At 64.2% G+C, this 24,810-nt stretch carries 26 protein-coding genes and 1 pseudogene; 11 read left to right on the top strand and 16 right to left on the bottom strand.

Going from position 1 to position 24,810, the window contains the following annotated elements:
* Positions 1-251: pseudogene (locus tag BM198_RS30280) on the top strand (hypothetical protein); the annotation flags it as partial.
* A 94-nt stretch (positions 252-345) separates the two neighbouring features.
* Here the strand turns inward: BM198_RS30280 and tyrS are convergent.
* Complete coding sequence (gene tyrS / locus BM198_RS02575; protein ID WP_074967562.1) at positions 346-1,545, bottom strand: tyrosine--tRNA ligase; 1,200 nt, start codon at positions 1,543-1,545, stop codon at positions 346-348.
* Positions 1,546-1,724: 179 nt separating this feature from the next.
* Between tyrS and BM198_RS02570 the strand changes: the two genes are divergently transcribed.
* Positions 1,725-3,170, top strand: coding sequence for a peptidoglycan DD-metalloendopeptidase family protein (locus BM198_RS02570; protein WP_074967522.1), 1,446 nt, complete (start codon positions 1,725-1,727; stop codon positions 3,168-3,170).
* Between the two features lie 4 nt (positions 3,171-3,174).
* The gene (locus tag BM198_RS02565; protein ID WP_074967520.1) at positions 3,175-4,266 is read left to right on the top strand and encodes an anhydro-N-acetylmuramic acid kinase; all 1,092 of its coding nucleotides are present in this window, start codon (positions 3,175-3,177) and stop codon (positions 4,264-4,266) included.
* Positions 4,267-4,313: 47 nt separating this feature from the next.
* Here the strand turns inward: BM198_RS02565 and erpA are convergent, their stop codons facing one another.
* From erpA to BM198_RS02550, 3 genes are all read right to left on the bottom strand, one after another.
* The gene (erpA, locus tag BM198_RS02560; protein WP_044405735.1) at positions 4,314-4,664 is read right to left on the bottom strand and encodes an iron-sulfur cluster insertion protein ErpA; all 351 of its coding nucleotides are present in this window, start codon (positions 4,662-4,664) and stop codon (positions 4,314-4,316) included.
* Positions 4,665-4,745: 81 nt separating this feature from the next.
* Positions 4,746-5,159 (bottom strand): bactofilin family protein, encoded by a 414-nt coding sequence (locus BM198_RS02555; RefSeq protein WP_074967518.1) that lies wholly within the window; start codon positions 5,157-5,159, stop codon positions 4,746-4,748.
* Between the two features lie 4 nt (positions 5,160-5,163).
* Positions 5,164-5,823 carry a DUF6776 family protein gene (locus tag BM198_RS02550; protein WP_208610344.1) on the bottom strand — a complete coding sequence of 220 codons (660 nt, stop codon included), beginning with the start codon at positions 5,821-5,823 and terminating at the stop codon, positions 5,164-5,166.
* 254 nt (positions 5,824-6,077) lie between these two features.
* On the opposite strand from BM198_RS02550, the gene hemJ reads away from it, so the two are divergent.
* The 5 genes from hemJ to BM198_RS02525 all read left to right on the top strand — a co-directional run bounded on the left by hemJ (position 6,078) and on the right by BM198_RS02525 (position 10,798).
* Positions 6,078-6,503 carry a protoporphyrinogen oxidase HemJ gene (gene hemJ, locus BM198_RS02545; RefSeq protein ID WP_074967514.1) on the top strand — a complete coding sequence of 142 codons (426 nt, stop codon included), beginning with the start codon at positions 6,078-6,080 and terminating at the stop codon, positions 6,501-6,503.
* Between the two features lie 22 nt (positions 6,504-6,525).
* The gene (locus BM198_RS02540; protein ID WP_074967512.1) at positions 6,526-7,488 is read left to right on the top strand and encodes an NAD(P)H-dependent flavin oxidoreductase; all 963 of its coding nucleotides are present in this window, start codon (positions 6,526-6,528) and stop codon (positions 7,486-7,488) included.
* The gene (locus BM198_RS02535; protein WP_074967510.1) at positions 7,485-8,744 is read left to right on the top strand and encodes an alanine racemase; all 1,260 of its coding nucleotides are present in this window, start codon (positions 7,485-7,487) and stop codon (positions 8,742-8,744) included. The genes BM198_RS02540 and BM198_RS02535 overlap by 4 nt, the downstream gene beginning before the upstream one ends.
* A gap of 97 nt (positions 8,745-8,841) precedes the next feature.
* Positions 8,842-9,957, top strand: coding sequence for a DUF805 domain-containing protein (locus tag BM198_RS02530; protein ID WP_074967508.1), 1,116 nt, complete (start codon positions 8,842-8,844; stop codon positions 9,955-9,957).
* A gap of 52 nt (positions 9,958-10,009) precedes the next feature.
* The gene (locus BM198_RS02525) at positions 10,010-10,798 is read left to right on the top strand and encodes an SDR family NAD(P)-dependent oxidoreductase (RefSeq protein WP_074967506.1); all 789 of its coding nucleotides are present in this window, start codon (positions 10,010-10,012) and stop codon (positions 10,796-10,798) included.
* Positions 10,799-10,808: 10 nt separating this feature from the next.
* Here BM198_RS02525 and BM198_RS02520 read toward each other — a convergent pair whose 3' ends face one another.
* Positions 10,809-12,290: an AAA family ATPase gene (locus BM198_RS02520; RefSeq protein WP_074967504.1), complete on the bottom strand. Its 1,482-nt coding sequence runs from the start codon at positions 12,288-12,290 to the stop codon at positions 10,809-10,811.
* Between the two features lie 89 nt (positions 12,291-12,379).
* Between BM198_RS02520 and BM198_RS02515 the strand changes: the two genes are divergently transcribed.
* Positions 12,380-12,718: a histidine triad nucleotide-binding protein gene (locus BM198_RS02515; protein WP_044405722.1), complete on the top strand. Its 339-nt coding sequence runs from the start codon at positions 12,380-12,382 to the stop codon at positions 12,716-12,718.
* 104 nt (positions 12,719-12,822) lie between these two features.
* Positions 12,823-13,470 carry a 2-polyprenyl-3-methyl-6-methoxy-1,4-benzoquinone monooxygenase gene (gene coq7 / locus BM198_RS02510; protein WP_044405720.1) on the top strand — a complete coding sequence of 216 codons (648 nt, stop codon included), beginning with the start codon at positions 12,823-12,825 and terminating at the stop codon, positions 13,468-13,470.
* Between the two features lie 67 nt (positions 13,471-13,537).
* On the opposite strand, the gene speD is transcribed toward coq7, so the two are convergent.
* Entirely contained in the window at positions 13,538-14,332 is a 795-nt protein-coding gene (gene speD, locus BM198_RS02505; protein ID WP_044405718.1) for an adenosylmethionine decarboxylase, read from the bottom strand.
* Between the two features lie 225 nt (positions 14,333-14,557).
* Positions 14,558-14,980: an OsmC family protein gene (locus BM198_RS02500; protein WP_074967502.1), complete on the bottom strand. Its 423-nt coding sequence runs from the start codon at positions 14,978-14,980 to the stop codon at positions 14,558-14,560.
* Positions 14,981-15,222: 242 nt separating this feature from the next.
* Here BM198_RS02500 and crp point away from each other — a divergent pair, with 242 nt between their 5' ends.
* The gene (crp, locus tag BM198_RS02495) at positions 15,223-15,867 is read left to right on the top strand and encodes a cAMP-activated global transcriptional regulator CRP (RefSeq protein WP_044405715.1); all 645 of its coding nucleotides are present in this window, start codon (positions 15,223-15,225) and stop codon (positions 15,865-15,867) included.
* A gap of 53 nt (positions 15,868-15,920) precedes the next feature.
* Here the strand turns inward: crp and trpC are convergent, their stop codons facing one another.
* The 9 genes from trpC to BM198_RS02450 form a co-directional block, all read right to left on the bottom strand.
* Positions 15,921-16,757 (bottom strand): indole-3-glycerol phosphate synthase TrpC, encoded by an 837-nt coding sequence (gene trpC / locus BM198_RS02490; RefSeq protein WP_074967500.1) that lies wholly within the window; start codon positions 16,755-16,757, stop codon positions 15,921-15,923.
* A complete protein-coding gene (trpD, locus tag BM198_RS02485) occupies positions 16,754-17,803 on the bottom strand; it encodes an anthranilate phosphoribosyltransferase (RefSeq protein ID WP_044405711.1) in 1,050 nt (349 codons plus the stop codon). The genes trpC and trpD overlap by 4 nt, the downstream gene beginning before the upstream one ends.
* A gap of 1 nt (position 17,804) precedes the next feature.
* Positions 17,805-18,398 (bottom strand): aminodeoxychorismate/anthranilate synthase component II, encoded by a 594-nt coding sequence (locus BM198_RS02480; protein ID WP_074967498.1) that lies wholly within the window; start codon positions 18,396-18,398, stop codon positions 17,805-17,807.
* Positions 18,399-18,408: 10 nt separating this feature from the next.
* Entirely contained in the window at positions 18,409-19,896 is a 1,488-nt protein-coding gene (trpE, locus tag BM198_RS02475) for an anthranilate synthase component I (RefSeq protein WP_074967496.1), read from the bottom strand.
* Between the two features lie 91 nt (positions 19,897-19,987).
* A complete protein-coding gene (locus BM198_RS02470; protein ID WP_044405707.1) occupies positions 19,988-20,830 on the bottom strand; it encodes a phosphoglycolate phosphatase in 843 nt (280 codons plus the stop codon).
* On the bottom strand, positions 20,830-21,498 hold the full coding sequence (rpe, locus tag BM198_RS02465) for a ribulose-phosphate 3-epimerase (RefSeq protein WP_044405705.1): 669 nt from the start codon (positions 21,496-21,498) through the stop codon (positions 20,830-20,832). The genes BM198_RS02470 and rpe overlap by 1 nt, the downstream gene beginning before the upstream one ends.
* Positions 21,499-21,621: 123 nt before the next feature.
* Positions 21,622-22,449: an ABC transporter permease gene (locus tag BM198_RS02460; RefSeq protein WP_044405701.1), complete on the bottom strand. Its 828-nt coding sequence runs from the start codon at positions 22,447-22,449 to the stop codon at positions 21,622-21,624.
* A gap of 11 nt (positions 22,450-22,460) precedes the next feature.
* The gene (locus tag BM198_RS02455; protein ID WP_074967494.1) at positions 22,461-23,693 is read right to left on the bottom strand and encodes an ABC transporter permease; all 1,233 of its coding nucleotides are present in this window, start codon (positions 23,691-23,693) and stop codon (positions 22,461-22,463) included.
* Between the two features lie 69 nt (positions 23,694-23,762).
* Positions 23,763-24,794 (bottom strand): ABC transporter substrate-binding protein, encoded by a 1,032-nt coding sequence (locus BM198_RS02450; protein WP_074967492.1) that lies wholly within the window; start codon positions 24,792-24,794, stop codon positions 23,763-23,765.
* Between the last annotated feature and the right edge of the window lie 16 nt (positions 24,795-24,810).

The raw sequence follows: 24,810 nt of genomic DNA, 5'->3' as shown, positions 1-24,810 counted from the left end.
CTTTCGTCTCAACCGAGGCCGCGCATTCTACAGCAGCCTTTCTTTCTGTCAAGCTGTTTTTCGAAGAATTTTTTCTTTCTACTCAACAACTTGCGCATCCGTCGAAACACTCTTCAACATCAGCGGGAGGCGAATCATACAGCATTCAAACTCACTGTCAACACCTCTTTTCGGCAATCAACCTGGCCAGCAGATCAATCACCGCGAATCCGCAACCACCCCGGAACCGCACCCCACTTTCAAACACTTAACTCATTGATTTTCAAGGAGTTTTCGTTGTCCGCCGTGGGAGTGGTGCGCATTATAGAGACCTCAGCCACGGCGTCAACACCTATTTTCGAAAAGTCATTCCGCCTTCAGCGAGATGCGCGCGAACGCCTTCTTACCCGCCTGACATACATGACTTTTGCCCAGCTCGAACACGAACGAGCGATCGACCACTTGCCCATCGACGCGCACGCTGCCTGCCGCCAAGAGATCACGCGCCGCAGCAGCATTCTTCACCAACCCTGCCTTATTAAGGACAGACGACACCGGCATACCCTCGGATGCGAGCAACTCCACCTCAGGCAGGTCGTCCGGAAGCTCGCCATCCTTCATGCGATTGCCGGCCGAGCGATGAGCACTGGCCGCCGCCTCTTCACCATGGAAGCGAGCCACGATTTCCTCAGCCAGCTTGATCTTGATGTCACGAGGATTGGCCCCTGCCTCAACATCACGCTTGAACTGTTGGATTTCTTCCATCGAGAGGAAGCTGAGCAACTCAAAGTAACGCCACATCAAGCTGTCTGGCATCGACACGAGCTTGTTGTACATGACGCCCGGCGCTTCCTGGATGCCCACATAGTTCCCCAAGGACTTGGACATCTTCTTGACCCCATCGAGCCCTTCGAGCAACGGCATGGTCACGATGCACTGGGACGCCTGCCCATAGGCTCGCTGCAATTCGCGCCCCATCAACAGGTTGAACTTCTGATCGGTACCGCCCAACTCGACATCGGCGCGAAGCGCAACAGAGTCATAGCCCTGCACCAACGGATAGAGGAACTCATGGATCGCAATCGGTTGGTTGGTGGCGTAGCGCTTACTGAAGTCATCCCGCTCCAGCATCCGCGCCACTGTGTACTGGGAAGACAGGCGAATGAAGTCAGCCGGCGACAGCTGATCCATCCAGGTGGAGTTGAACGCCACCTCGGTCCGTTCGGGATCCAGGATCTTGAAAACCTGAGCCTTGTAGGTTTCCGCATTCTCCAGCACCTGCTCTCGAGTCAACGGAGGGCGAGTGGCACTCTTGCCGCTGGGATCACCGATCATTCCGGTGAAATCCCCGATCAGGAAGACCACCTGATGCCCCAGCTCCTGAAACTGACGCAGCTTATTAATAAGGACGGTGTGCCCCAGGTGCAGATCAGGTGCCGTCGGATCGAAGCCGGCTTTGATGCGCAGCGGACGCCCCGTCTTGAGCTTCCCGATCAGCTCCGCCTCGACCAGTACCTCTTCCGCACCGCGCTTGATAAGCGCAAGCTGCTCCTCAACCGACTTCATGTAAGGCCCCGTGCCACGTAAAAACAAAAGGGAACCAAACATACAAGATCGCTGACTAATTACAAGTTTTGCGCCCGCAGCCAGACCGACCGCCGAAAGGTCGGTTCCCGAGGTTGCCTGAGGGCCTATTTGATTATATTTTAGGCAGTTAGATCACTTTCTTAATAACACCACACGCCATGACGCATAACGTTCCCAAAGCGCCGCGCTATCCGAAGAGCCATCTGCTGGCCGCAAGCGGTGTAGCTGCGCTTCTGAGCCTGGCCTTGCTGGTGTTCCCGTCTCGGGAAGTCGAGGCGAAGAAGACCTACATCAATCTGGACATGGACAACGGCGCTGAAGCGCTGATTCAGGAGAAGGACGATCTCCGACAGGGCCTATCCAGCGAAGGCGAGTCAAGCACTCCCTTTGCCACCATCGAACCGTCCGCGGATGCCAAGGACAGCGCAGATAGCGATTCCAGCACGGATGAGCAGGATGCTTCCACATCAGCCTCCTCCCCGAGTACACCCGTCGATCCTGGCCTGAAGACCGTCAAGGTCGATAGCGGCGATACCCTGTCCACGCTGTTTGCCAAGGTCGGTCTCTCGGCGAGCGTGCTTCACGAGATTCTCGACAGCAGCAAGGATGCCAAGTCCCTCACCCGCCTCAAGGTCGGTCAGCCCTTCGAATTCCGGCTGACCCCGGAAGGCGAGTTCCAGAGCCTCCATTCCCAGCTGAGTGATCTGGAAGCCGTCACGCTAACCAAGACCGAGAAGGGCTACGACTTCAAGCGCGATATTGCCAAGCCTGATATCCATTCGGCTTACGCGCACGGCGTGATCGACAGCTCGCTGTTCCTTTCCGCCAAACGTGCCGGCCTCTCCCACAACCTGACCATGGACCTGGCCAACATCTTCGACTACGACATCGACTTCGCACTCGATATTCGAGAAGGCGACGAATTCGAGGTCATCTACGAGAAGAAGACCGTCAACGGCAAGGAAGTAGGCTCGGGCGCCATCCTCGCAGCGCGCTTCACCAACCGCGGCAAGACCTACACCGCTGTCCGTTTTGCCAATGCCCAAGGTATCGCCAGCTATTTCCGTGACGATGGCACCGCGATGCGCAAGGCCTTCATCCGTACCCCTGTAGACTTCGCTCGGATCAGCTCCCGCTTCTCGCTGGGCCGCAAGCACCCCATCCTGAACAAGATCCGCGCGCACAAGGGCGTCGACTACGCCGCTCCACGCGGAACACCGATCAAGGCAACGGGTGATGGCAAGGTCATGCTCGCTGGGCGCCGTGGTGGCTACGGCAATGCCGTGATCATCCAGCACAGCGGCAAGTACCGCACCCTCTATGGGCACATGCAGGGCTTCGCCAAAGGCATCAAGACCGGCGTGAGCGTCAAGCAGGGCCAGATCATCGGCTACATCGGCACCACCGGGCTCTCGACCGGCCCGCATCTTCACTACGAGTTCCAGGTCAACGGCGAGCACGTCGACCCGCTCAGCGTGAAGCTCCCCATGGCCGATCCGCTCATCGCCAGCGAGAAGAAGCGCTTCCTGCAACTGAGCAAACCGCTGATGGCACGCATGGACCAGGAAAAGGCCACCATGCTTGCCCAGAACAAGCAGCAATAAACGCATGCCGTACTACATCGGGGTCATGTCCGGTACCAGCCTGGACGGACTGGACATCGCCCTGATTGCGCAAGACAACCGCCCACAGCTCCTCGCCTCCCTTTACATCCCCATGCCTGGCGACCTGAAGGACGCCCTTCTCGCACTGTGCTCCCCCGGCGAGGACGAACTCGCCCGTGCAGCCCTGGCGGAACAACGCTGGGTACGACTCGCGGCACAGGGTATCCAGCAACTCCTCCAGCAAGCAGGGCTCGGCCCCGATGCCATTCGGGCAATAGGCAGTCACGGCCAGACGGTACGCCACGAGCCTGGCCGGGGATTCACGATCCAGATCGGCAACTGTGCGCTCCTGGCAGAGCTGACCGGCATTACCGTTGTCGGTGACTTTCGTCGCCGGGACATGGCCGCAGGCGGGCAAGGCGCCCCATTGGTCCCCGCCTTCCATGAAGCCCTTTTCGGCAACGATTGCCATCGCGCCGTCTTGAACATCGGCGGCTTCAGCAATCTTTCGCTGCTGCAGCCAGAGCGCCCGGTCTTCGGCTTCGACTGTGGCCCCGGCAATGTTCTGCTGGATGCCTGGATAGCCCGCCATCAGGGCAAGCCCTACGACGCGGATGGCGAATGGGCCGCCAGCGGCAACATCGACACAGCCCTGCTCCAGGCGCTCATGGCAGACGAATTCTTCCTCGCTCAAGGCCCCAAAAGTACGGGAAGAGAGCACTTCAACCTGCCCTGGCTGGACGACAAGCTGGCACGAATGGACACGCCGCCTTCTGCCGAAGACGTCCAGGCCACCTTGCTGGAGTTCACCGCACGCACGGTCATCGACGCCCTGCAGGCGGCTCAGCCGCGCACTGATGAGCTGCTGGTGTGCGGCGGTGGCGCGCGAAATCGCGCCCTGATGAAGCGATTGGCCGACTTGCTCCCCTCTACCCGGGTTTGCAGCACCGATGAAGCCGGCGTATCTGCGGACTGGATGGAAGCCATGGCCTTTGGCTGGCTCGCCCACTGCTGCCTGGAAGGCATTCCCGCCAATCGCCCGAGCGTGACTGGCGCCCAGGGCCCCCGCATCCTCGGCGCGATCTACCCCGCCTGAAACGAAAACGCCGTGCATGAGCACGGCGTTCGGTAGCCAAAGTCCGATCAGATCGAGAAGGACTGCCCACAGCCGCAGGTAGTGGCTGCATTGGGGTTCTTGATCACGAAGCGCGAGCCTTCCAGACCTTCCTGGTAATCCACTTCGGCGCCTGCCAGGTACTGGAAGCTCATGGGGTCGACTACCAGGCTCACACCGTCACGCTCGACGATGGTGTCATCGTCCGCCACGTCTTCATCGAAGGTGAAACCGTACTGGAAACCGGAACAACCGCCACCGGTGACGAAGACGCGGAGCTTCAGGCGCGGATTGCCTTCTTCATCGATCAGGTTCTTCACCTTGCTTGCGGCTCCCTGGGTGAACATCAGGGCGGTAGGGGTGAAGGATTCGACACTCATGATGCAACTCTCCCGGCTTGACGCCGCCATACTGCGCTATGGCGCCGCATTATCCGCTTACCCTAGAAAACTGGTCAACTATTAAGCATCGGCCTCATCGACCCGCGACGGCAGCTCGAGCGGCTTGGCAGACTCCTTGATCTGGCCCAGGCGCCCGTCGATCTGCGCGCCCATGGCCATCTCCATCAATCCATACAACACCGTACCCTTCACCCGCGCCCGTGCGCCCAGCTCCAGGTGCTCGCTGGCGTACACATCACCCTGTACCTCACCGTCGATGATGACGTGGGGCGCACGGATCTCACCCTGGATCAACCCGTCCACACTGATGCGCACCATGCCTTCCACGGCAGACAGATTGCCCGTCAGGCGCCCATCCACCTGCACCGCGCCCTGGAAGCGCAGATCGCCCACCAGCTCGGCGCCGGTCGCGATGATGCTGGTCTTGCCGCTGTAACGCTGCAGGTCTGCCTTGGGTTTCTGCTTGTTCCACATAGGTTCATGACTCCTCGTCGGTCCAGTCGAACGTGCGCGTCAGCGGCTCACGCTGCCCCTCCACCCGCGCGCTAACCTCGATGCGACGTGGAACGAAGCCTTCCGGCAACTCCAGTTCGATGAAGCGCCCGGCATCGGGAATGGCCTGGAAATACTTGAATGAAAAAGGCACACCGCCCTTCGGCAGGTCCTTCGCCAGATCAGCCAGGAGCAAGGCCGTCTCCTTGTTCCCCTGGCGACCCAGGATGCGAATCGATAAAGCCCCGGCGAGCGCACGCTCGTCCTTGCCCACCCGGCTCAGCATCAGCCGCATGCGGTAGCGGGACGGCGTGTCCGTGCCGTGCACCTCCAGCGCGCGAATACGCAACCCATCCGCCTGGCGCTCGGGAGCCAGCACGCCCTTGTAGACCGCCAGCTCCTGCTGCAGGGCAAAAACCTGCTCCTCCATCATCTTGATGGCCTGCCGGCTCTGTTCATTGGCCTGCTGGCCCAGGCGCTCGCCACTCTCCAGCACCGCCTGGCGCTGACGCAGTTGCTCCAGCTCGCGGGCCTGCTCCTGGTTCTGCTGCAGCAACTGGTCCCGCTGCTCGACCGCCTCGCGGGCACGCTCCGCCTGCCGCAAACCACCGGCGAAGAAGGAAGCCGGCAACGCCAGCACCAGCACACACAGCACCAGTCTCAGCAGACGTTCACGACGTGGATCACTGACACGGACTTCCCAACTGACCATCAGCGGGCGCAGTCCAGGGATCGGAACAGGACAGAGAAGGCAAGAGCCATGCGAAACCACCTGGCCAGAGCGGCCCATTGCAAAGGCGCCGATGATAAAGCCCGATCCGCCATGGGCCAACCGCCGGGGTGACGCGCTGCCGCCTGAGCCTCTACTATCGGACCGATCTCACACAACGGACATTTTCCATGCTCTACCTCTGGCTCAAGGCCTTCCACATCATCGCCGTCGTCTGCTGGTTCGCCGGCCTCTTCTACCTGCCGCGCCTGTTCGTCTATCACGCCGCAGCGGAAGACCACCCCAGCCGAGAGCGCTTCTGCATCATGGAGCGCAAGCTCTATCGCGGCATCATGGGCCCCTCAATGATTGCCACCCTCCTGCTGGGCGGCGCGATGCTGTACCTCAACCCTGGCTGGTTCAGCCAAGGCTGGCTGCACGCCAAACTCACCCTCGTGGTGCTGCTGATCGGCTACCACCACGCCTGCGGCGCGATGCTCAAGCGCTTCGCCCGTGGCGAGAACGCCCGCAGCCATGTCTTCTACCGCTGGTTCAATGAAGTCCCTGTGCTCTTCCTGCTGGCCATCGTCATTCTGGTCGTGGTCAAGCCCTTCTGATCCCATCCTAGAGGACCGTCGGATGTCACTGCCCGCCCTGCTCGAGAATCGCCTGCGTCTGCCCCTCGTCACCGCTCCGATGTTCCTGGTCTCGGCACCGTCCATGGTCCTGGCCAGTTGCAACGCCGGTGTCGTCGGCAGCTTCCCCGCCCTGAACCAGCGCGAGAGCGCCGGATTCGCCGCCTGGCTAGATGAAATCGCCGCTGACCTGACAGCCGATGCGGCCCCCTACGCCGTCAACCTGATCGTCCACGGCAGCAACCCCCGTCTGCAGGCCGACCTGGCCATCTGCGTGGAAAAGAAGGTCCCGATCGTCATCACCAGTCTGGGCGCCGTGAAGGAGGTAGTGGACGCCGTGCACAGCTACGGCGGCCTGGTATTCCATGACGTCACCACCCGCCGCCATGCCGAAAAGGCTGCAGAAGCCGGTGTAGACGGGCTGATCGCCGTCGCAGCAGGCGCCGGTGGTCACGCCGGAACCTGGAGCCCCTTCGCCCTGGTCGCCGAGATCCGCCAGTTCTTCGACAAGACCCTGCTCCTGGCAGGCTGCCTCAACCACGGCCACGAGATCCTCGCCGCCCAGCTCCTGGGGGCGGACCTCGCCTACCTGGGCACCCGCTTCATCGCCACCCAGGAGAGCCAGGCCAGCGCCGCCTACAAGCAAATGCTGCTGGACGCACGGGCGGCCGACATCATCCACACCCCGGCCGTCTCGGGCGTCCCCGCCAGCTTCATGCGCCAGAGCCTGGAGGCCGCTGGATACGACCTCGCCCGACTGAACGACAAGGCGGACGTCAACTACGGCGAGAAGCTCAAGCCCGTGAGCGATGAAGCCAAGGCCTGGAAGACCGTCTGGTCGGCGGGCCAGGGCGTCGGAGACATCCACGACCTCCCCACCGTCGCCGAGCTGGTGGAGCGCCTCGACCGCGAATACCGCGCTGCCCTCCAGCACAGCGCACGCCTGGCCCAACCCTACCTGGGATGAAGCGCCGTCAACTGCTCGCAGGCCTCGGTGCGCTGGGCGCACTGGGGCTCTGGGCAGCGCGCCCTGCCGACCAAGGCGCGCCTCATGCCCCCTACTTCGCACAGTTGCAGGGACTGCTGCGCCAACAGGGCGGCGGCGTGCCTCAACTGGTCATCGACCTCGACCGGCTCGACGCCAACGCAGACCTGCTGAGCAGCCGCCTCGGCGGCATGAAGCTGCGCCTGGTGAGCAAGTCGCTCGCATCCACGGGCTTGCTCGACTATCTCTCGAAGCGCCTCGGCACCCGGCGCTTCATGGTCTTCCACCAGCCCCAGGCCAACCAGTTGGCCGAGGCATTCCCCGACAGCGACCTGCTGCTCGGCAAGCCACTGCCGGTCGCAGCCGCCCTGGCCTTCTACCAGCAGCTCGCCGCCAATGCGCCATTCGATCCGGATCGGCAGGTCACCTGGCTGGTGGACAGCCCGGAGCGCCTGATGCAGTACCGTGATATGGCAATCGCCCTGCAGCGCCCACTGTCCATCGCCCTGGAGATCGACATCGGCTTGCGGCGCGGCGGGCACAGCTCGCCCGAGCGCCTCGCCACCAGCCTCGCGCTCGTCGAGTACTCCCCCGAAGTGCTCGATCTGCGTGGGCTGATGGGCTACGACGGCCATGTGGCCCACGCCCCCTTCTGGGTCGGAGACGCCTTCGACCAGGCCAATGCCCGCTACCGTGACTTCCTGGAACAGGCCACGCACGCCAGGAAGGCCTGGCCAGAAGCACCGTTGTTGAATGGTGCCGGTAGCCTCACCTGCATGCGCCATCTGACAGGCCCCAGCCCACTGAATGAGATCGCCGTAGGTTCGGTGCTGCTCAAGCCCTCGGACTTCGATGCCGAGAGCCTCGACGCCTACCAGGCCGCCTGCTGGATTGCCGCCCCCGTGCTCAAGGCAGGGAGCGGCACCCTGCCCTACCTCGAGGACGCCCAGCGCCTTGTGAGCGCATGGAACCCGAATCGCGAACAGGCCTTCTATCTCTATGGCGGTGACTGGCAAGCCATCCCGGCCTCGCCGGCCGGGCTCGCCTACGACCCGCTCTATGGCCGCAGTGCCAACCAGGAGCGGCTGATCGGCTCGGCGGCGAATGGCCTGCAGCCCGATGACTGGGTGTTTCTCCGTCCGCAGGTATCCGAGGGCCTGCTGGCCCGGTTCGGCTCCATGAGCCTGTTGCGACGCGGTCGTCTCGTCGGACGCTGGAAACCCTTGCCCACAGCGTGAAGCCCCCCGCTTTTTCTGGCCTCCCCGGCTTGTAACCTGGGCGCCCCCACCAGTACGCTTTGCCATCCTCAACCCTACAGCCGACAAGGATGCCCGCATGTCCGACGCTCGCTACAAGATCGTATTCGAAGGTGAACTGATGCCCGGTGCGGCACTGGACTCGGTCAAGGAGAACCTCGCCCGCCTGTTCAAGAGCGACGCGGACAAGATCGACGCCCTGTTCAATGGTCGCCCCGTCGCCCTGAAGCGCGACCTCGAAGACGGCGAAGCGGACAAGTACCTGGCCGCCCTGCAACGTGCCGGTGCCAACGTCCGCAAGGAGCCCGACATCGCCGCCGGGCTGAGCCTGGTGGAGACCGAGGATCACCCCAACCCGGATGCCGCGCCCCAGGCAGCGGAAGACCAACCCGACATGACCTGCCCCAAGTGCGGCCATACGCAGCCCAAGGCCATCGAGTGCCAGGCCTGCGGCATCGTCATCGAGAAATTCCTGGCCCGCCAGGCCCAGCTCGCCGAGAGCACGCCGGCCGTGGTCGCACCGGGAACCGTCGCCGCATCTCCCTATGCCACACCCCAAGCCCAAGTCAGCGACTCCCTGCCAGAGTTCGGCGAGTTGCGCCCCTTCGGCGTTACCGGCCGCATCGGTCGGATGCGCTACATCGCCTGGTCGCTGGTCCTGATCATCGCAGCCCTGCCGGTCATGGGCCTCACCGCACTGCTGATGTCGCAGTTCCCGGTGTTCGGCGGCATTCTCTTCGCGCTGGAAATCATCGCCCTGGCCGTGGTCAGCGTGCAGTTCGGCGTCCAGCGCCTGCACGACATCGGCTGGTCGGGCTGGTTGTACCTGCTGAACTTCGTCCCCTTCGTAGGCTCGGTCTTCCCGCTGCTGATGATGGTGATTCCCGGTACACAGGGTCCCAACCGCTACGGCCAGATCCAGCCGCCGAACAGCACCTCGGTGCTGGTCATGGCCTGGATTTCCATCGGCACCGGCATCCTCAGCGTCCTGGCCATCATCGGTGTGCTGATGTTCGCCGGTGTCGGCGCCCTCAGCGCCCTGGACTCCGACTTCTCCGACAGCAGCTACGAGATGCCGGCCGACGTGGACGGCAGCGACTATGCCGCCGCCCCCGCCGACGAGGCGGAGTACTCGGACGACCAGGCCGAGGAAGCCGAAGCACCGGCTGAACAGGACGACTACGAGTCGAACTGAGCAACCTCCCGGGGCCGGCGCTGTCCAACCCGGCCCCACCAGGAGATTCACGATGCCCCGCTATGCCCTCATCACCGGCGCCTCCAGCGGCCTGGGACTGGCCCTCGCAGAGGCCCTGGCTCGCCGGGGTCGCCACCTGATCCTGGTGGCTCGCCAGCGTGATGCGCTCGAGAGCATCGCCTATGAGCTGACCCAACGCTTTGGCGTCGAGGTCCTCTACCGCACCTGTGACCTCGCCGAACCCCTCCAGCTATCCGGCCTGCTGCATGAGCTCAACCAGGGCGGTCGCCAGATCGACCTGCTGGTCAACAACGCCGGCATCGGCAGTGCCGGCCTCTATGTCCAGCAACCCTGGGGCCACGAGCAGGAGCTGATCGAGTTGAACATCCTCGCCCTGGCACGGCTCTGCCATGAGATCGGTGGCGCCATGGCCGGGCGGGGCGAAGGGCAAATCCTCAACGTCGCCTCCGTTGCCGGGTTCCAGCCCGGCGGCTGGATGAGCAACTACTACGCCAGCAAGGCCTACGTGCTGCACTTCTCCGAAGGCTTGCGCGAGGAGCTGAAGGGCCACGGAGTTAAGGTCTCCGTCCTCTGCCCCGGCCCCGTGCGCACCGCCTTCTTCCGCCATGCCCGCATGGCCGGGGAGAAGCTGGAGGGCTCGCCCCTGCTGATGAGTGCGGAAGAAGTGGCGTTGTACACCGTACGCGCCCTGGAAAAGAACCGCGCCATCATCATCCCGGGCTGGCGCAACCGCCTGGCGGCAAAGGCAGCACGCTTCATGCCGCGCTGGCTGACACGTCGCCTCACTGCCCGCATCAATCGCCGCTTCGTGGCCGGCTGAACGCGCCCGCTCAGTCCGCGCGCACGCAGCGACTGGCCGCCCAGCTTCGCAGGGCCGCCAACTCTTCCGACATGATCACCGACAACGGCGCCGTCCCCTGCAATTGCTGCAGGAGCAGCGCCTGGCTGACATCGCTTTGCGCTGCCTGGGCGGCGTAGTACATGCCCACGACGGCCTGCTCGATCTCGGCGCCGGAAAATCCATCGGACGCCGACGCCAGCGCCGGCAGGTCGAACAGGGCAAGGTCCATGCCCCGGCGGGACAGGTGGATACGGAAGATCTCCGCACGGGTCGCCGGGTCCGGCAGGTCGACGAAGAACAGCTCGTCGAAGCGCCCCTTGCGCACCAGCTCCGGCGGCAGGCGATAGATGGCGTTGGCGGTGGCGATCATGAAGACCGGCGCCTTGCGCTCGGACATCCAGGTCAGCAGCGTCCCGAGCACTCGCTGGCTCACGCCCCCGTCATGGTCACCGCTGGCCAGCCCCTTCTCGATCTCATCCATCCACAGCACGCATGGCGCCATCTGCTCGGCGAGGCGCAGCGCCTCCCGCAGGTTGCGCTCGGTCTCGCCGAAGAACTTGTTGTACAGGCAGGCGAAGTCCAGGCGCAGCAGGGGCAGCCCCCAAAGGCCGGCGACCGCCTTGGCGGCCAGGCTCTTGCCGCCGCCCTGTACCCCCACCAGCAGCATGCCCTTGGGGCGGTCCTCGGCCTCGCCATCGATGAAAGCCCCTTGGCGCTCACCGAGCCAGCGCTTTAGGTTGGCCAGGCCGCCCACCTCGGCAAAGCGCGCCGTGTCGTATTCGAAACTGAGCACGCCCTCCAGATCCAGCAGCTGGAACTTGGTCTTGTTCAGTTCCGGCAGGTCTTCCTGGGTGATGGCGCCGTCATCACAGATCACATTGCGGGCCAGGGAGCGCGCCTCACCATGGCTGAGCCCCCGCAGGTTCTTCACCACCTGCTGGAGGGTGCGGTTGTCGGTGCGCACCCGGGCGCCACGGTTGCGCTCGCTCCAGCGGGTCGCCTCCTCCCGGACGATGGCCAGCAGCTCATCCTCACTGGGCAACGCCAGGGTGAAGCGGGCGCTGTAGCGTTGCACCTCCGGCGGCAGGCGCAAGGCGTGGGACACCAGCACCAGAGTCGGGCGCTGGGGCGAGTCGGCCATGGCCACTTCTTTCAGCAGGCGCACCAGCCGGGGGTTGTCCTCCAGGAACGGGTGCAAGTCGCACATCACGTACAGGCTGGACTGAAGGTCACCCTTGATCAGGCGCAGGGCCTTCTCGGGGTCGACCGTCTCCTCGCCCCCCAGGGGCTCGCCGCCAAAGCCGAGACGCTGCAGCCCCTCGGTCACCGACCAGGTGAACAGGCTCATGCCCCGCTTGACCGCGAGGGTGGTGAGGGTCTCCAGCACGCGCTGCTCATCCCAGGACTCGATGACGATGAGCTTGACCTTGGAATCGAGCACCAGGCCCAGGTCGTGGATGTCGTTCTTCACACAGGCTCCTTGTGGGGTTTCGCTGCTGGCCGGAGTCGATGGTCCGCCGCTAGACTCGGGCAATTCTTATATCAGCCCGGAGAATCCAGGTGGACTGTCTGTTCTGCAAAATCGTCGCCGGGCAGATCCCGGCGCGCACGTTGTACGAAGACGATCACGTTGTCGCGTTCCATGACATCGGCCCACAGGCGCCGGTGCACTTCCTGGTCATCCCAAAGCGACACATCGAAACCCTCAACCACCTCACCGAGGATGACCGCGAGCTGGCCGGCCACATCCTGTTCACGGCACAGCGCCTGGCCCGGGAACAGGGCTGCGAGGAAGGCTTCCGCGTGGTGATGAACTGCAACGAACTGGGCGGGCAGACGGTCTATCACATCCATATGCACGTGCTCGGACAGCGCCAGCTGGACTGGCCCCCGGGCTGAGCCTCGAGTCAGCGGGCAGCGCCGGAATGCGACTGATCCCGATCAAGCCCGGCGGGGAGCAATGGAGTAAACTCTCCGCCAGTTTTCGCCTGTCGAGGTGCCCCATGGCTACCGAACGTCACTACTCTCCCGCCGACCGCCTGCTGCTGCAGGCCGATGCCGCCCTCAAGACCCTCCTGCCGTTCAAGGGCCAGCCTTACCGCCCTTCCCCCGCCAACCTGCAGGACGATGCGCCGATGAACGAGGACGATACGCGCCACGTGGCCGGCCTGATGCGCATCAACCACACCGGCGAGGTCTGTGCCCAGGCGCTGTACCAGGGCCAGGCGCTGACCGCCAAGCTGCCTGAGGTGCGTCAGGCAATGGAGCACGCCGCCGAGGAAGAGATCGACCACCTGGTCTGGTGCGAGCAGCGCATCCGTGAACTGGGCAGCCGCCCCAGCGTGCTCAACCCGCTGTTCTATGGCTTGTCGTTCGGTGTGGGTGCCATGGCCGGCCTGATCAGCGACCGCGTGAGCCTGGGCTTCGTCGCGGCCACCGAGGACCAGGTCTGCAAGCACCTGGACGAGCACCTGCACCAGATCCCGCCGCAGGACGCCAAGAGCCGCGCCATCCTCGAACAGATGCGGGTCGACGAGGAACACCACTCCACCACCGCCCTGGAAGCCGGCGGCCTGCGCTTCCCCGCCCCGGTGAAGTTCGGCATGACGCTGCTGTCCAAGGTGATGACCAAGAGCACTTACCGGATCTGATCCGGACACAGCACGTGAAAACAAAAGGGCGCCATTCGGCGCCCTTTGTCATTCCAGCTCGCTGCCCTCAACGGGGCATGTTGCGGGCATAGAAGATTTCCAGCATCTCGTGGCGCACGCGCTCTTCCACCTGCTGGCGCTGTTCAGCGGTCAGGTTGGAGGTGGCATCGCCGAACAGGTAGTTGTCCAGTTCGAAGTCCTTGAGCAGCATCTTCGTGTGGAACAGGTTCTCCTGGTACACATTCACGTCGGTCATCTGGTACGCGTCGCGGGTGTCGTCGGACAGGTAGTTCTGGATCGAGTTGATCTCGTGGTCGATGAAGTGCTTGCGCCCTTCCACGTCACGGGTAAAGCCACGCACGCGATAGTCGACGGTGACGATGTCGGAGTCGAACTGGTGAATGAGGTAGTTCAGGGCCTTGAGCGGCGAAATCACGCCGCAGGTGGACACGTCGATGTCCACTCGGAAGGTCGCGATGCCTTCCACCGGATGGATCTCCGGGTAGGTGTGAACGGTGATGTGGCTCTTGTCCAGGTGGGCCAGGATCGTCTCGGGCAACGGGCCGGGGGATTCCTCGATCTGGCTGTCGGTGGGCGTCACCGGCTGCTCGGAAATGAGGATGGTGACGCTCGCACCCTGGGGATCGTAATCCTGCCGGGCGATGTTGAGGATGTTGGCACCGATGATATCGACCACGTCGGTGAGGATCTGGGTCAGGCGCTCGGCGTCGTACTCTTCGTCGATGTACTGGACGTAGGCCTGCTGGTCCTCGGGGGTTTCCGCGTAGCAGATGTCATAGATGTTGAAGCTCAAGGTCTTCGTCAGGTTGTTGAACCCGTGGAGCTTGAGTTTGCTTTTCACCGTTTGTGAACTCTCGTCGTGTGCGGCTCTGCCGCGTGGTTGAGCATGCCCGTCAGAAGCGCACGACACTTCTGCGTAGGACGGTTTACACCTCTTCGCGATGGCGATTGTGGTTATCGGTTCTGGGGCAGAAGGCCCCTGGAATTCGAGGGGGCGCATTATGCAGATGACGAAAGCCATCTACCAGAGTTTGCGCCCCCAATATGATGATCGGATGTCGCCGGCTCAGCCGAGTTCGACGATCTCGTAGTCGTGGGTGATCTCGACGCCCGCCCGCCCCAGCATGATGGAGGCGGAGCAGTACTTCTCGGCGGACAGTTCGACGGCCCGCTTGACCTGAGCTTCCTTGAGGCCGCGCCCTTTCACCACGAAGTGCACGTGGATCTTGGTGAACACCTTCGGGTCCTCGTCGGCACGCTCGGCTTCGAGGAACGCCTCGCAACTTTCCACAGGCTGGCGCGACTTCTTGAGGATGCTCACCACGTCGAAGTTGGTGCAGCCGCCCAGCCCCAGCAGGAGCATCTCCATCGGCCGCACGCCGAGGTTGCGGCCACCGCTTTCCGGCGGGCCATCCATCACCACCGCATGGCCGCTGCCGGACTCGCCGAGGAACAGGGCCTCGCCCGCCCACTGGATACGCGCTTTCATCACCAGACTCCAGGCTCTGAGAAAAAGGGGCGCCAGCTTATCACAGCGCCTGGCGGCACCCCGGCGTCACATACGCTGGTCGAATAGTTCCCCGGCAGTTGTTATCTGCGTCTCAAAATCGGCTCACCGGTCACGGTGCGTCTGTTAAGCTGACGTCGGATAACTGGCACACTTAGCCAGATAACTAATAAGAAAGTGCCTGTTGGACAAGGGCTTATCTATTTATATTTCGGGACTCGGGCATGGTAGCTATTACCCTCACTCCAAAGATCAAGAACCTCGACAAGCTTCTCGCGCATTGTCACCGCCGCCGTTACACCGCCAAGAGCACCATCATCTATGCGGGCGACCGCTGTGAAACGCTCTTCTTCATCATCAAGGGCTCCGTCACCATCCTCATCGAAGATGACGACGGCCGTGAAATGATCATCGCCTACCTCAATGCCGGGGACTTCTTCGGCGAGATGGGCCTGTTCGAAAAGGAAGGCGCCGAGAAAGAGCGCAGCGCCTGGGTCCGCGCCAAGACCGAGTGCGAGGTGGCCGAGCTCAGCTACGCCAAGTTCCGCGAACTGACGCAACAGGACCCGGAAATCCTCTACGCCCTGGGCAGCCAGATGGCTGACCGCCTGCGCAACACCACCCGCAAGGTGGGTGACCTGGCCTTCCTCGACGTGACCGGCCGTGTCGCTCGCACCCTGCTGGACCTGTGCAAGCAGCCCGATGCCATGACCCACCCGGACGGCATGCAGATCAAGATCACCCGTCAGGAAATCGGCCGCATCGTCGGCTGCTCCCGCGAGATGGTCGGCCGCGTGCTCAAGAGCCTGGAGGAACAGGGCCTGGTGCACGTCAAGGGCAAGACCATGGTGGTCTTCGGGACCCGCTGAGACGCGCATATGAAAAAGCCGGCAGGACGCCGGCTTTTCCATGTGCACATCGATCAGTTCGGGTCGGCGCTCAGCTTGACCCGCCCACGCTCCGGGAAGAACAGGCGACGCAATTCGGTCCCGGGCTCCTCGGCACGCATGAACGCCTCGCCCACGAGGAAGGCATAGACCTCACTGACTTCCATCAGCTCGACATCCGCCCGGTTGAGAATCCCACTCTCGGTGACGACGATGCGGTCGCGCGGAATGCGCGGCAGCAGGTCCAGGGTGGTCTCCAGACTCACGTCAAAGGTATGCAGGTTGCGGTTGTTGATGCCCACCAGCGGCGTATCCAGGGTCTTCAGTGCCCGCTCCAGCTCATCGCCGTCGTGCACTTCCACCAGCACATCCAGCCCCACGTCCGTCGCCGTGGCAGCCAGCTCCGCCATCTGCAGGTCGGACAACGCCGCAGCGATCAGCAGGACGCAATCGGCCCCCAACGCACGGGCCTCGACGACCTGATAGGAGTCGATGAGGAAGTCCTTGCGGATCACCGGCAGCGAGCAGGCCGCCCGGGCGTCCTTCAGGTACTCGTCGGCACCCAGGAAGAAATCCACATCGGTGAGCACCGACAGGCAGGTGGCGCCACCGTCCTGGTAGCTGCGGGCGATCTGCGCGGGCACGAAGTTCTCGCGGATGACGCCCTTGCTCGGGGACGCCTTCTTCACCTCGGCAATGACCGCCGGCTCGCGCCGCGCCACCTTGTCCTGCAAGGCCCGGGCGAACCCGCGCGGTGCGTCGGCCGAACGGGCCAGCGCTTCCAGTTGGCTCAGCGACGTGCGGGCACGCCGCTCGGCGACTTCCTCGGCCTTGCGGGCGAGGATCTTTTCTAGGACGGTCGGGACGCTCACGCTTCGTTCTCCACTCGGAACACCGCGGTGAAGGAGGCCAGCTCCTCCAGCTTCTCGCGGGCAAGGCCGGTGTGCAGGGCATCGTGGGCCAATTGCACACCCTCTTTGAAGGTACTCGCATGGTCCGCCGCATAAAGCGCGGCGCCAGCGTTGAGCACGATCATCTCTGCGGCCTTCTGGCCGTTCTCGGTCTTGCGACGCCCCAGGGCATCGCGGATCAGTTCAAGGGACTGCTGCGGGCTGTCCACGGTCAGGCCGATCAGGCTCTGGCTCTTGATGCCGAAGTCCTCCGGCTGCACCTGGTATTCGGTGACCACACCGTCCTTCAGCTCGGCCACATGGGTCGGCGCCGCCAGGCTCAGTTCGTCCAGCCCGTCCTTGGAATGCACCACCAGAATGTGCTGGCTGCCCAGGCGCTTGAGGACCTCGGCCAGCGGCCGGCACAGCGCCTGGCTGAATACTCCCACCACCTGGTGCTTCACCCCGGCCGGATTCGTAAGCGGGCCGAGCATGTTGAACAGCGTGCGCAGCCCCAGCTCGCGGCGCGGGCCGGCGGCGTACTTCATCGCCTTGTGGTGGACCTGGGCGAACATGAAGCCGACGCCGACATGCTCGATGCAACGCGCCACCTGCTCGGGCTTCAGGTCCAGGTAGATACCGGCGGCCTCCAGCACGTCGGCGCTGCCGGTCTTGCCGGACACCGCGCGGTTGCCGTGCTTGGCCACCTTGCCCCCTGCCGCCGCGACCACGAAGGTCGCCGCCGAGGACACGTTGAAGATATTGGCGCCATCGCCGCCGGTGCCGACCACGTCCACCACGCGATCCAGGCTCGACAGTTCCACACGGCTGGCCAGCTCACGCATCACCGACACGGCCCCGACGATCTCGTCGATGGTCTCGCTCTTCATGCGCATGCCCATCAGGAAGGCACCGATCTGCGCGTCAGTGCACTGCCCGGTCATGATCTGGCGCATCACCGCCTGCATTTCCTCGGTGGTCAGGTCCAGTTGGTTGACCACGCGGCCGAGGGCTTCCTTGATGTCCATATCAGCGTACCCCGCCCTGTTGCTTGAGGAAGTTGGCGAACAGCTCGTGCCCCTGCTCGGTGAGTATGGACTCCGGATGGAACTGCACACCCTCGATGTTCAGGGTCTTGTGGCGCAGCCCCATGATCTCGTCCACCGAACCGTCTTCGTGCTGGGTCCAGGCGGTCATCTCCAGGCACTCCGGCAGGGTTTCGCGCTTGACCACCAGCGAGTGGTAGCGGGTCACCGTGAGCGGATTGTTCAGGCCCTGGAACACACCCTGGTCATGGTGGAAGACCGGGCTGGTCTTGCCGTGCATCGCCTGGCGCGCCCGCACCACATCGCCGCCGAAGGCCTGGCCGATGCTCTGGTGGCCCAGGCACACGCCCAGGATCGGCAGCTTGCCGGCGAAATGCAGGATGGCCTCCAGCGACACGCCCGCCTCGGTGGGGGTGCACGGGCCCGGGGAGACGACGATGCGCTCGGGCTTGAGCGCCTCGATCTGGGCGATGCTCAGTTCGTCATTGCGGATCACATGGACATCGGCACCCAGCTCGCCCAGGTACTGCACCACGTTGTAGGTAAAGGAGTCGTAGTTATCGATCATCAGCAACATGGCAGGGTCCTCAGGCGTCGGTCTTGGTGGTCTGCTCGGCGAGCGCCACGGCACGGAACATGGCGCGGCGCTTGTTCAGCGTCTCCTCCCATTCCAGTGCGGGGACCGAGTCGGCAACGATGCCGGCGCCAGCCTGCACGTGCAGTTGCCCATCCTTGATGACCGCCGTGCGGATCGCGATGGCGGTGTCCATGTTGCCGTTCCACGCCAGATAGCCCACGGCACCGCCGTAGACGCCACGCTTGACCGGCTCGAGTTGGTCGATGATCTCCATCGCACGAATCTTCGGCGCACCCGACAGGGTGCCCGCCGGCAGGATCGCCCGCAGCGCATCCATCGCGGAGACGCCCTCCTTCAGCTGGCCGGTGACGTTGGAGACGATGTGCATCACGTTGGAGTAGCGCTCGATCACCATCTTCTCGGTGACCTTCACCGAACCGGTGGCGGACACGCGCCCCACGTCATTGCGGCCCAGGTCGATCAGCATCAGGTGCTCGGCCAGCTCCTTGGCGTCGGACAGCAGGTCCTCTTCCAAAGCCCGGTCGGCCTCCTCGGTGGCGCCACGGGGACGGGTGCCGGCAATGGGGCGCACGGTGACCAGGCCATCCTCGACCCGCACCAGCACCTCCGGCGAACTACCCACCACATGGAAGTCGCCGAAGTTGAAGAAGTACATGTAGGGCGTCGGGTTGAAGCAGCGCAGCGCCCGGTAGAGGTCGATCGGCGCGGCCTCGAAGGGGACCGACATGCGCTGGGAGATCACCACCTGCATGCAGTCGCCCGCCAGGATGTATTCCTTGATCTTGCCCACTGCCCGCTCGTAGTCCTCGCGGGTGAAGCTGGAGCGGAAGTCGCTCTGCAACTCCACCGGCAGGCTCGGGTCGACACCCAGGCGCGGCACCACCGGCTGGCGGAGTGTCTGCCGCAGCGCATCGAGGCGGGCCTGGCCCTGCTCGAAAGCGTCTGGCTGGCTCGGGTCCACCAGCACGATGGCGTGCAGCTTGCCCGCCAGGTTGTCGAACACGATCACCGCATCCGACACCATCAGCAGGATGTCCGGTGTGCCCAGGGGATCAGGATTCGGGCAGTTGGCCAGGCGCTTCTCGACATAGCGCACGCAGTCGTAGCCGAAGTAGCCCACCAGGCCACCGTTGAAACGCGGCAGGCCGTCGATGGGCGCGACCTGGTAACGCTCCTTGAACGCCTCGACGAAGGCCAGCGGGTCTTCGCTGTCCACGGCCTCCACCACCTGGTCATCGACGCTGACGCTGACCTTCGCGCCATGGGCGCGCAGCACGGTGCGACTGGCCAGGCCGATGATGGAGTAACGCCCCCACTTCTCGCCGCCCTGGACCGATTCCAGCAGGTAGGAGTACGGCGCATCGGCCAGCTTCAGGTAGAGGGAAAGCGGGGTATCGAAGTCCGCCAGGGTTTCGAAGGCGAGCGGGATGCGGTTGTAGCCTTGGGCGGCCAAACGCAGGAATTCATCGCGGGTCATGATCTGCCTCGTGGGGCGAGGAGCCCGGGTGGGCTCCTGGATAAAAGACGTCGGTGTGCAAGCGCGCCGGACCGGTCCGGCCAGAATGGAATCAGGCGCGCCAGCGCCAACGGGCCACGGCCTTGATGATTCGCATGGAGGCTCGTTCGAGCCAGAGCTTGCAGGGAACCAGCACGTTTCTATCTCTTCTATGAGGCAGATGATCTGGGGAGTCGGGCGACATTAGCGCAGCGCCGTGTGCGGCGCAACCGCCAGGCAGCAGCTCGCGCAGGTCGTCCACCACCAGTGCCGGCTCCTCCTCGTCGATGGGCCGACCGTGGTTGTAGCCGTAGCTCAGCGCCACGCACTTGACCCCCGCCGCCTTGGCGGCCAGCACGTCGTTGCGCGAGTCGCCGATGAACAGCGCCTCGTTGCGACTGACGCCGGTCATGTGCATCACATGCAGCAGCGCAGCCGGGTCCGGCTTCTGCTGGGGCAGGGTGTCGCCGGCGATGATCAGCGGGAAGTAGCGCCCCAGCTTCATCTGGTCCAGCAACGGCGCCACGAAACGCTCGGGCTTGTTGGTGATCAGCGCCAGCTCGATCTTGCGCTTGCGCAACCACTTCAGGGTTTCCGCCACCCCCGGGTAGACCTCGGTCAGCGCATGGCTGTCGGCATAGGCCTCCAGGAAGATCTCCAGGGCCTTCTCCGCGTCCTCGTCATGCACGGCGCTGTGGTCGATGCCGCCGGCCAGGGCCCGGCGCACCAGCACCCGCGCACCGTTACCGACCCAGTCGCGCACGCGCTCGACCCCGGCGGGCGGACGTCCGAGGCTGACCAGCATGCGGTCCACCGCGGCGGCCAGGTCCGGCACCGAATCGATCAGGGTGCCGTCCAGGTCGAACATCACCAGACGCGGCAGGCGGCCGTCGAACAGCCGTTGCAGCGCGTTCATCAGGCCTGGGCCAGCTCGGCGCGCATGGCGGCGATGACTTCGGCGTAGTCCGGCGCATTGAAGATGGCCGAGCCGGCGACGAAAGTGTCGGCACCTGCGGCAGCGATCTCGCGGATGTTCTTCACGTTCACCCCACCGTCGATCTCCAGGCGGATGTCGCGGCCCGAGGCCTCGATCAGCGCACGGGCTTCGCGCAGCTTGTCCAGGGTGCCGGGGATGAACTTCTGCCCGCCGAAACCGGGGTTCACGCTCATCAGGAGGATCATGTCCACCTTGTCCATCACGTACTTCAGGCTGTCCAGCGGAGTGGCCGGGTTGAACACCAGGCCGGACTTGCAGCCACCGTCACGGATCAGCTGCAGGGAGCGGTCGATGTGCTGGGTCGCTTCCGGGTGGAAGGTGATGTAGGTGGCGCCGGCTTCGATGAAGTCGCCGATGATGCGGTCCACCGGGGAGACCATCAGGTGCACGTCGATGGGCGCGGTGACACCGTACTTGCGCAGCGCCGAACACACCATCGGGCCGATGGTCAGGTTGGGCACGTAGTGGTTATCCATCACGTCGAAGTGGACGATGTCGGCGCCGGCAGCGAGCACCTTGTCCACATCCTCGCCCAGGCGTGCGAAATCGGCGGACAGGATCGACGGGGCGATGGCGAAGGGTTGCATGGCAGACCTCAGGGCTGAATCAGGTGGCGCGGATTGTAGCCTGAGTCAGCCTGCGGAGGCGTTGTCATATGTCAGCGGGCGCCCCGGAGGCGCGAGGAATGCGCCGCCGGGGGCCGAGCCGGATCACTCTGGCATGGAGGTACGCATCTTCTCGCTGCGTCCGCGCAGCCACTCCAGGGTCAGCAGCAGCACCACCGAGAAGCCGATCAGCAGGGTTGCCGCCGCGGCGATGGTAGGGCTGAGGTTCTCGCGGATGCCGCTGAACATCTGCCGGGGCAGGGTCGCCTGCTCGGGGCCGGCGAGGAACAGGGTCACCACCACCTCGTCGAAGGACGTGGCGAAGGCGAACAGCGCCCCGGAGATCACACCCGGTGCGATCAGCGGCAGGGTGACGCGGAAGAACGTGGTCAGCGGCGGCGCCCCCAGGCTGGCGGCAGCGCGCACCAGGTTGTGGTTGAAGCCCTGCAGGGTGGCCGACACGGTGATGATCACGAAAGGCACGCCCAGCACGGCGTGGACCATGATCAGCGACAGGTAGCTGTTGCCCAGGCCCATCGGTGCGAAGAACAGGTAGCTGGCGACACCGACGATCACCACCGGCACCACCATCGGCGAGATCAGCAGGCTCATCACCAGCGCCTTGCCACGGAACTCGCCCCGGGTCAGGCCGATGGAGGCCAGGGTGCCGAAGACCATCGCCAGCAGGGTCGCGGCGGGCGCCACGATCATGCTGTTGGTCAGCGAGCGCATCCACTCGGCCGAGCTGAAGAAGTCGGCGTACCAGCGCAGGGAGAACCCCTGCAGCGGGTACACCAGGAAGGTGCCGGAGTTGAACGACAACGGCACGATCACAAGCACCGGCAGGATCAGGAACAGCAGCACCAGGCCGCAGAGGATGCGCAGGGTGTAGAACCACAGGCGCTCGACCGGGGACATGTAGGGACTCAGCATTTCTTATCTCCTCAACCCAGGCGCAGGCGGCCGGCGCCCACCAGCCAGCTGTAGACGACGTAGAGCACCATGGTGGCCAGCAGCAGCATCCCGCCCAGGGCGGTGGCCATGCCCCAGTTGATGGTGGTGTTGGTGAAGAAGGCCACGAAGTAGCTCACCATCTGGTCGTTCGGGCTGCCCAGCAGCGCGGGGGTGATGTAGTAGCCGATGGACAGGATGAACACCAGCAGGCAGCCCGCGCCCACGCCGGCCACGGTCTGCGGGAAGTACACCCGCCAGAAGCTGGCGAACGGGTGGCAGCCCAGGGAGATCGCCGCCCGCATGTAGCTGGGGGAGATGCCCTTCATCACGCTGTAGATCGGCAGGATCATGAACGGCAGCATGATGTGCACCATCGCCACGTACACGCCGGTGCGGTTGAACACCAGCTGCAGCGGCTGGTCGATCAGGCCCAGCTTGAGCAGCGCGCCGTTGATCAGGCCGCCCGATTGCAGCAGCACGATCCACGCCGCCACGCGCACCAGGATCGAGGTCCAGAACGGCAGCAGCACCAGGATCATCAGCAGGTTGCTCTTGCGCGTCGGCAGCGTCGCCAGCAGGTAGGCCAGCGGGTAGGCCAGCGCCAGGCAGATCAGGGTGATCACAGCGCCCATCCAGAAGGTGCGGGCGAAGATGTCCAGGTAGATGGCCTGGTCCGGCGTGGCCGGGGCCACCTCGCCAAGGTCGTCGATGCGATGGTCGACGGCCGCCAGCAGGTAATAGGGGGTCAGGTTCGAGGCGTTGCGGCGAATGGCCTGCCAGTAGGCCGGGTCGCCCCAGCGCTCGTCGAGCCCTTCCATGGCGTCCTTGTAGGAGCCTGGTTCGCTCTTGAACGGCAGCGCACGCGCGGTCTTGGCCATCAGGCTGCGGTAGCCGGCCAGTTCCATGTTCAGGCGCTTGGACAGGTCACCGATGGTCTGGTTCTTGCGCGCATCGGCCAGGTCCAGGGCCAGGGCCTTGTAGACCGGCTCGGCGGGCAGGGCCTTGCCGTCCCAGGTGCCGATGGCTTCCACGGTACGCGGCAGGGCAGACACCACCTCGGGGTTGCTCACGCTCTTGTAGAGCAGCGCGCCGATGGGCACCAGGAAGGTCAGCAGAAGGAACAGCAGCAAGGGCAGGATCAGCGCCTGGGACTTCAGGCGGTTGACCCGTTCGGCACGCGCAAGGCGCTGCTTCAGGGTCGGGCCGGTGACGACAGTGGCCATGGCGAACTCCGGTGGATCTCTGGGTACTCCCCTCCCCCGCGAGGAGGAGGGGATGTGCTGGGTGGCCGGTTACTTGGCGGCCCAGGAGTTGAAGCGCTGCTCCAGCTGCTCGCCGTAGTCAGCCCAGAAGGTGACGCTCATGGCGACCTGGTCCTTGATGTTCTCCGGAGTGGTCGGCATGTCCTTGAGCAGCGCCTTGTCCAGCAGCGGCACCGCCTGGGTGTTGGCCGGGCCGTAGGCGATGTTCTCGGAGTAGATCTTCTGCTGCTCGGGCTTGACCGAGAAGGCGATGAATTTCAGCGCAGCGTCCCTGTCCTTGGCCCCCTTCGGGATGGCCCAGGCGTCGAAGTCGTAGATGCCACCGGCCCAGACGATCTTCAGGTTGCTTTCCTTCTGCACGGCAGCGATGCGGCCGTTGTAGGCGGAGCTCATGACCACGTCACCGGAGGCCAGGAACTGCGGCGGCTGGGCGCCGGCCTCCCACCACTGGATGCTGGGCTTGATCTGGTCCAGCTTCTTGAAGGCGCGGTCCTGGCCTTCCTTGGTGGCCAGCACGGTGTAGACGTCCTTGGGCGCGACGCCGTCGGCCATCAGGGCGAACTCCAGGGTGTACTTGGCACCCTTGCGCAGGCCGCGCTTGCCCGGGAACTTGCTGGTGTCCCAGAAATCGGCCCAGCCGGTGGGGGCGGTCTTCAGCTTGTCGGCGTTGTAGGCCAGCACGGTGGACCAGACGAAGAAGCCGACGCCGCAGGGCTGGATGGCCCCCGGGACGAAGTCTTCCGCCTTGCCGAACTGGGCCGGGTCCAGCTCCTCGAACAGCCCCTCGTCGCAGCCACGGGCCAGCTCGGGGGACTCCACTTCCACCAGGTTCCAGGACACGCTGCCGGTGTCGACCATGGCCTTCACCTTGGCCATCTCGCCGTTGTACTCGCCGGCGATGATCTTGTTGCTGGTGGATGCCTGGAAGGGTTCGTAGAACGCCTTCACCTGGGCATTCTTGTTAGCGCCGCCGAAGGACACGACGGTCAGGTCGGCTGCCATGGCCTGTGCGGCGCATGCCAGCCCCAACGCAAGGGCAGTGAGCTTCAAGGATTTGGACATTGTTGTTCTCTCCATA

This window comes from Metapseudomonas otitidis (genome assembly GCF_900111835.1).
Taxonomy (GTDB): Bacteria; Pseudomonadota; Gammaproteobacteria; order Pseudomonadales; family Pseudomonadaceae; genus Metapseudomonas; species Metapseudomonas otitidis.
Note: the sequence above shows the minus strand (reverse complement) of the source record. Positions and strands in the feature narration are given on the sequence as shown.

Excerpts from the sequence above, each read along its gene's own strand:
- coq7 (WP_044405720.1), top strand. The coding sequence starts at position 12,823 with ATGGCTACCGAACGTCACTACTCTCCCGCCGACCGCCTGCTGCTGCAG.
- BM198_RS02535 (WP_074967510.1), top strand. The coding sequence starts at position 7,485 with ATGAAGCGCCGTCAACTGCTCGCAGGCCTCGGTGCGCTGGGCGCACTG.
- BM198_RS02480 (WP_074967498.1), bottom strand. The coding sequence starts at position 18,398 with ATGTTGCTGATGATCGATAACTACGACTCCTTTACCTACAACGTGGTG.
- trpE (WP_074967496.1), bottom strand. The coding sequence starts at position 19,896 with ATGACCCGCGATGAATTCCTGCGTTTGGCCGCCCAAGGCTACAACCGC.
- BM198_RS02565 (WP_074967520.1), top strand. The coding sequence starts at position 3,175 with ATGCCGTACTACATCGGGGTCATGTCCGGTACCAGCCTGGACGGACTG.
- BM198_RS02450 (WP_074967492.1), bottom strand. The coding sequence starts at position 24,794 with ATGTCCAAATCCTTGAAGCTCACTGCCCTTGCGTTGGGGCTGGCATGC.
- BM198_RS02525 (WP_074967506.1), top strand. The coding sequence starts at position 10,010 with ATGCCCCGCTATGCCCTCATCACCGGCGCCTCCAGCGGCCTGGGACTG.
- BM198_RS02470 (WP_044405707.1), bottom strand. The coding sequence starts at position 20,830 with ATGAACGCGCTGCAACGGCTGTTCGACGGCCGCCTGCCGCGTCTGGTG.
- trpD (WP_044405711.1), bottom strand. The coding sequence starts at position 17,803 with ATGGACATCAAGGAAGCCCTCGGCCGCGTGGTCAACCAACTGGACCTG.
- hemJ (WP_074967514.1), top strand. The coding sequence starts at position 6,078 with ATGCTCTACCTCTGGCTCAAGGCCTTCCACATCATCGCCGTCGTCTGC.
- BM198_RS02570 (WP_074967522.1), top strand. The coding sequence starts at position 1,725 with ATGACGCATAACGTTCCCAAAGCGCCGCGCTATCCGAAGAGCCATCTG.
- BM198_RS02460 (WP_044405701.1), bottom strand. The coding sequence starts at position 22,449 with ATGCTGAGTCCCTACATGTCCCCGGTCGAGCGCCTGTGGTTCTACACC.
- BM198_RS02555 (WP_074967518.1), bottom strand. The coding sequence starts at position 5,159 with ATGTGGAACAAGCAGAAACCCAAGGCAGACCTGCAGCGTTACAGCGGC.
- crp (WP_044405715.1), top strand. The coding sequence starts at position 15,223 with ATGGTAGCTATTACCCTCACTCCAAAGATCAAGAACCTCGACAAGCTT.
- BM198_RS02530 (WP_074967508.1), top strand. The coding sequence starts at position 8,842 with ATGTCCGACGCTCGCTACAAGATCGTATTCGAAGGTGAACTGATGCCC.
- rpe (WP_044405705.1), bottom strand. The coding sequence starts at position 21,498 with ATGCAACCCTTCGCCATCGCCCCGTCGATCCTGTCCGCCGATTTCGCA.
- BM198_RS02540 (WP_074967512.1), top strand. The coding sequence starts at position 6,526 with ATGTCACTGCCCGCCCTGCTCGAGAATCGCCTGCGTCTGCCCCTCGTC.
- BM198_RS02455 (WP_074967494.1), bottom strand. The coding sequence starts at position 23,693 with ATGGCCACTGTCGTCACCGGCCCGACCCTGAAGCAGCGCCTTGCGCGT.
- erpA (WP_044405735.1), bottom strand. The coding sequence starts at position 4,664 with ATGAGTGTCGAATCCTTCACCCCTACCGCCCTGATGTTCACCCAGGGA.
- tyrS (WP_074967562.1), bottom strand. The coding sequence starts at position 1,545 with ATGAAGTCGGTTGAGGAGCAGCTTGCGCTTATCAAGCGCGGTGCGGAA.
- BM198_RS02500 (WP_074967502.1), bottom strand. The coding sequence starts at position 14,980 with ATGAAAGCGCGTATCCAGTGGGCGGGCGAGGCCCTGTTCCTCGGCGAG.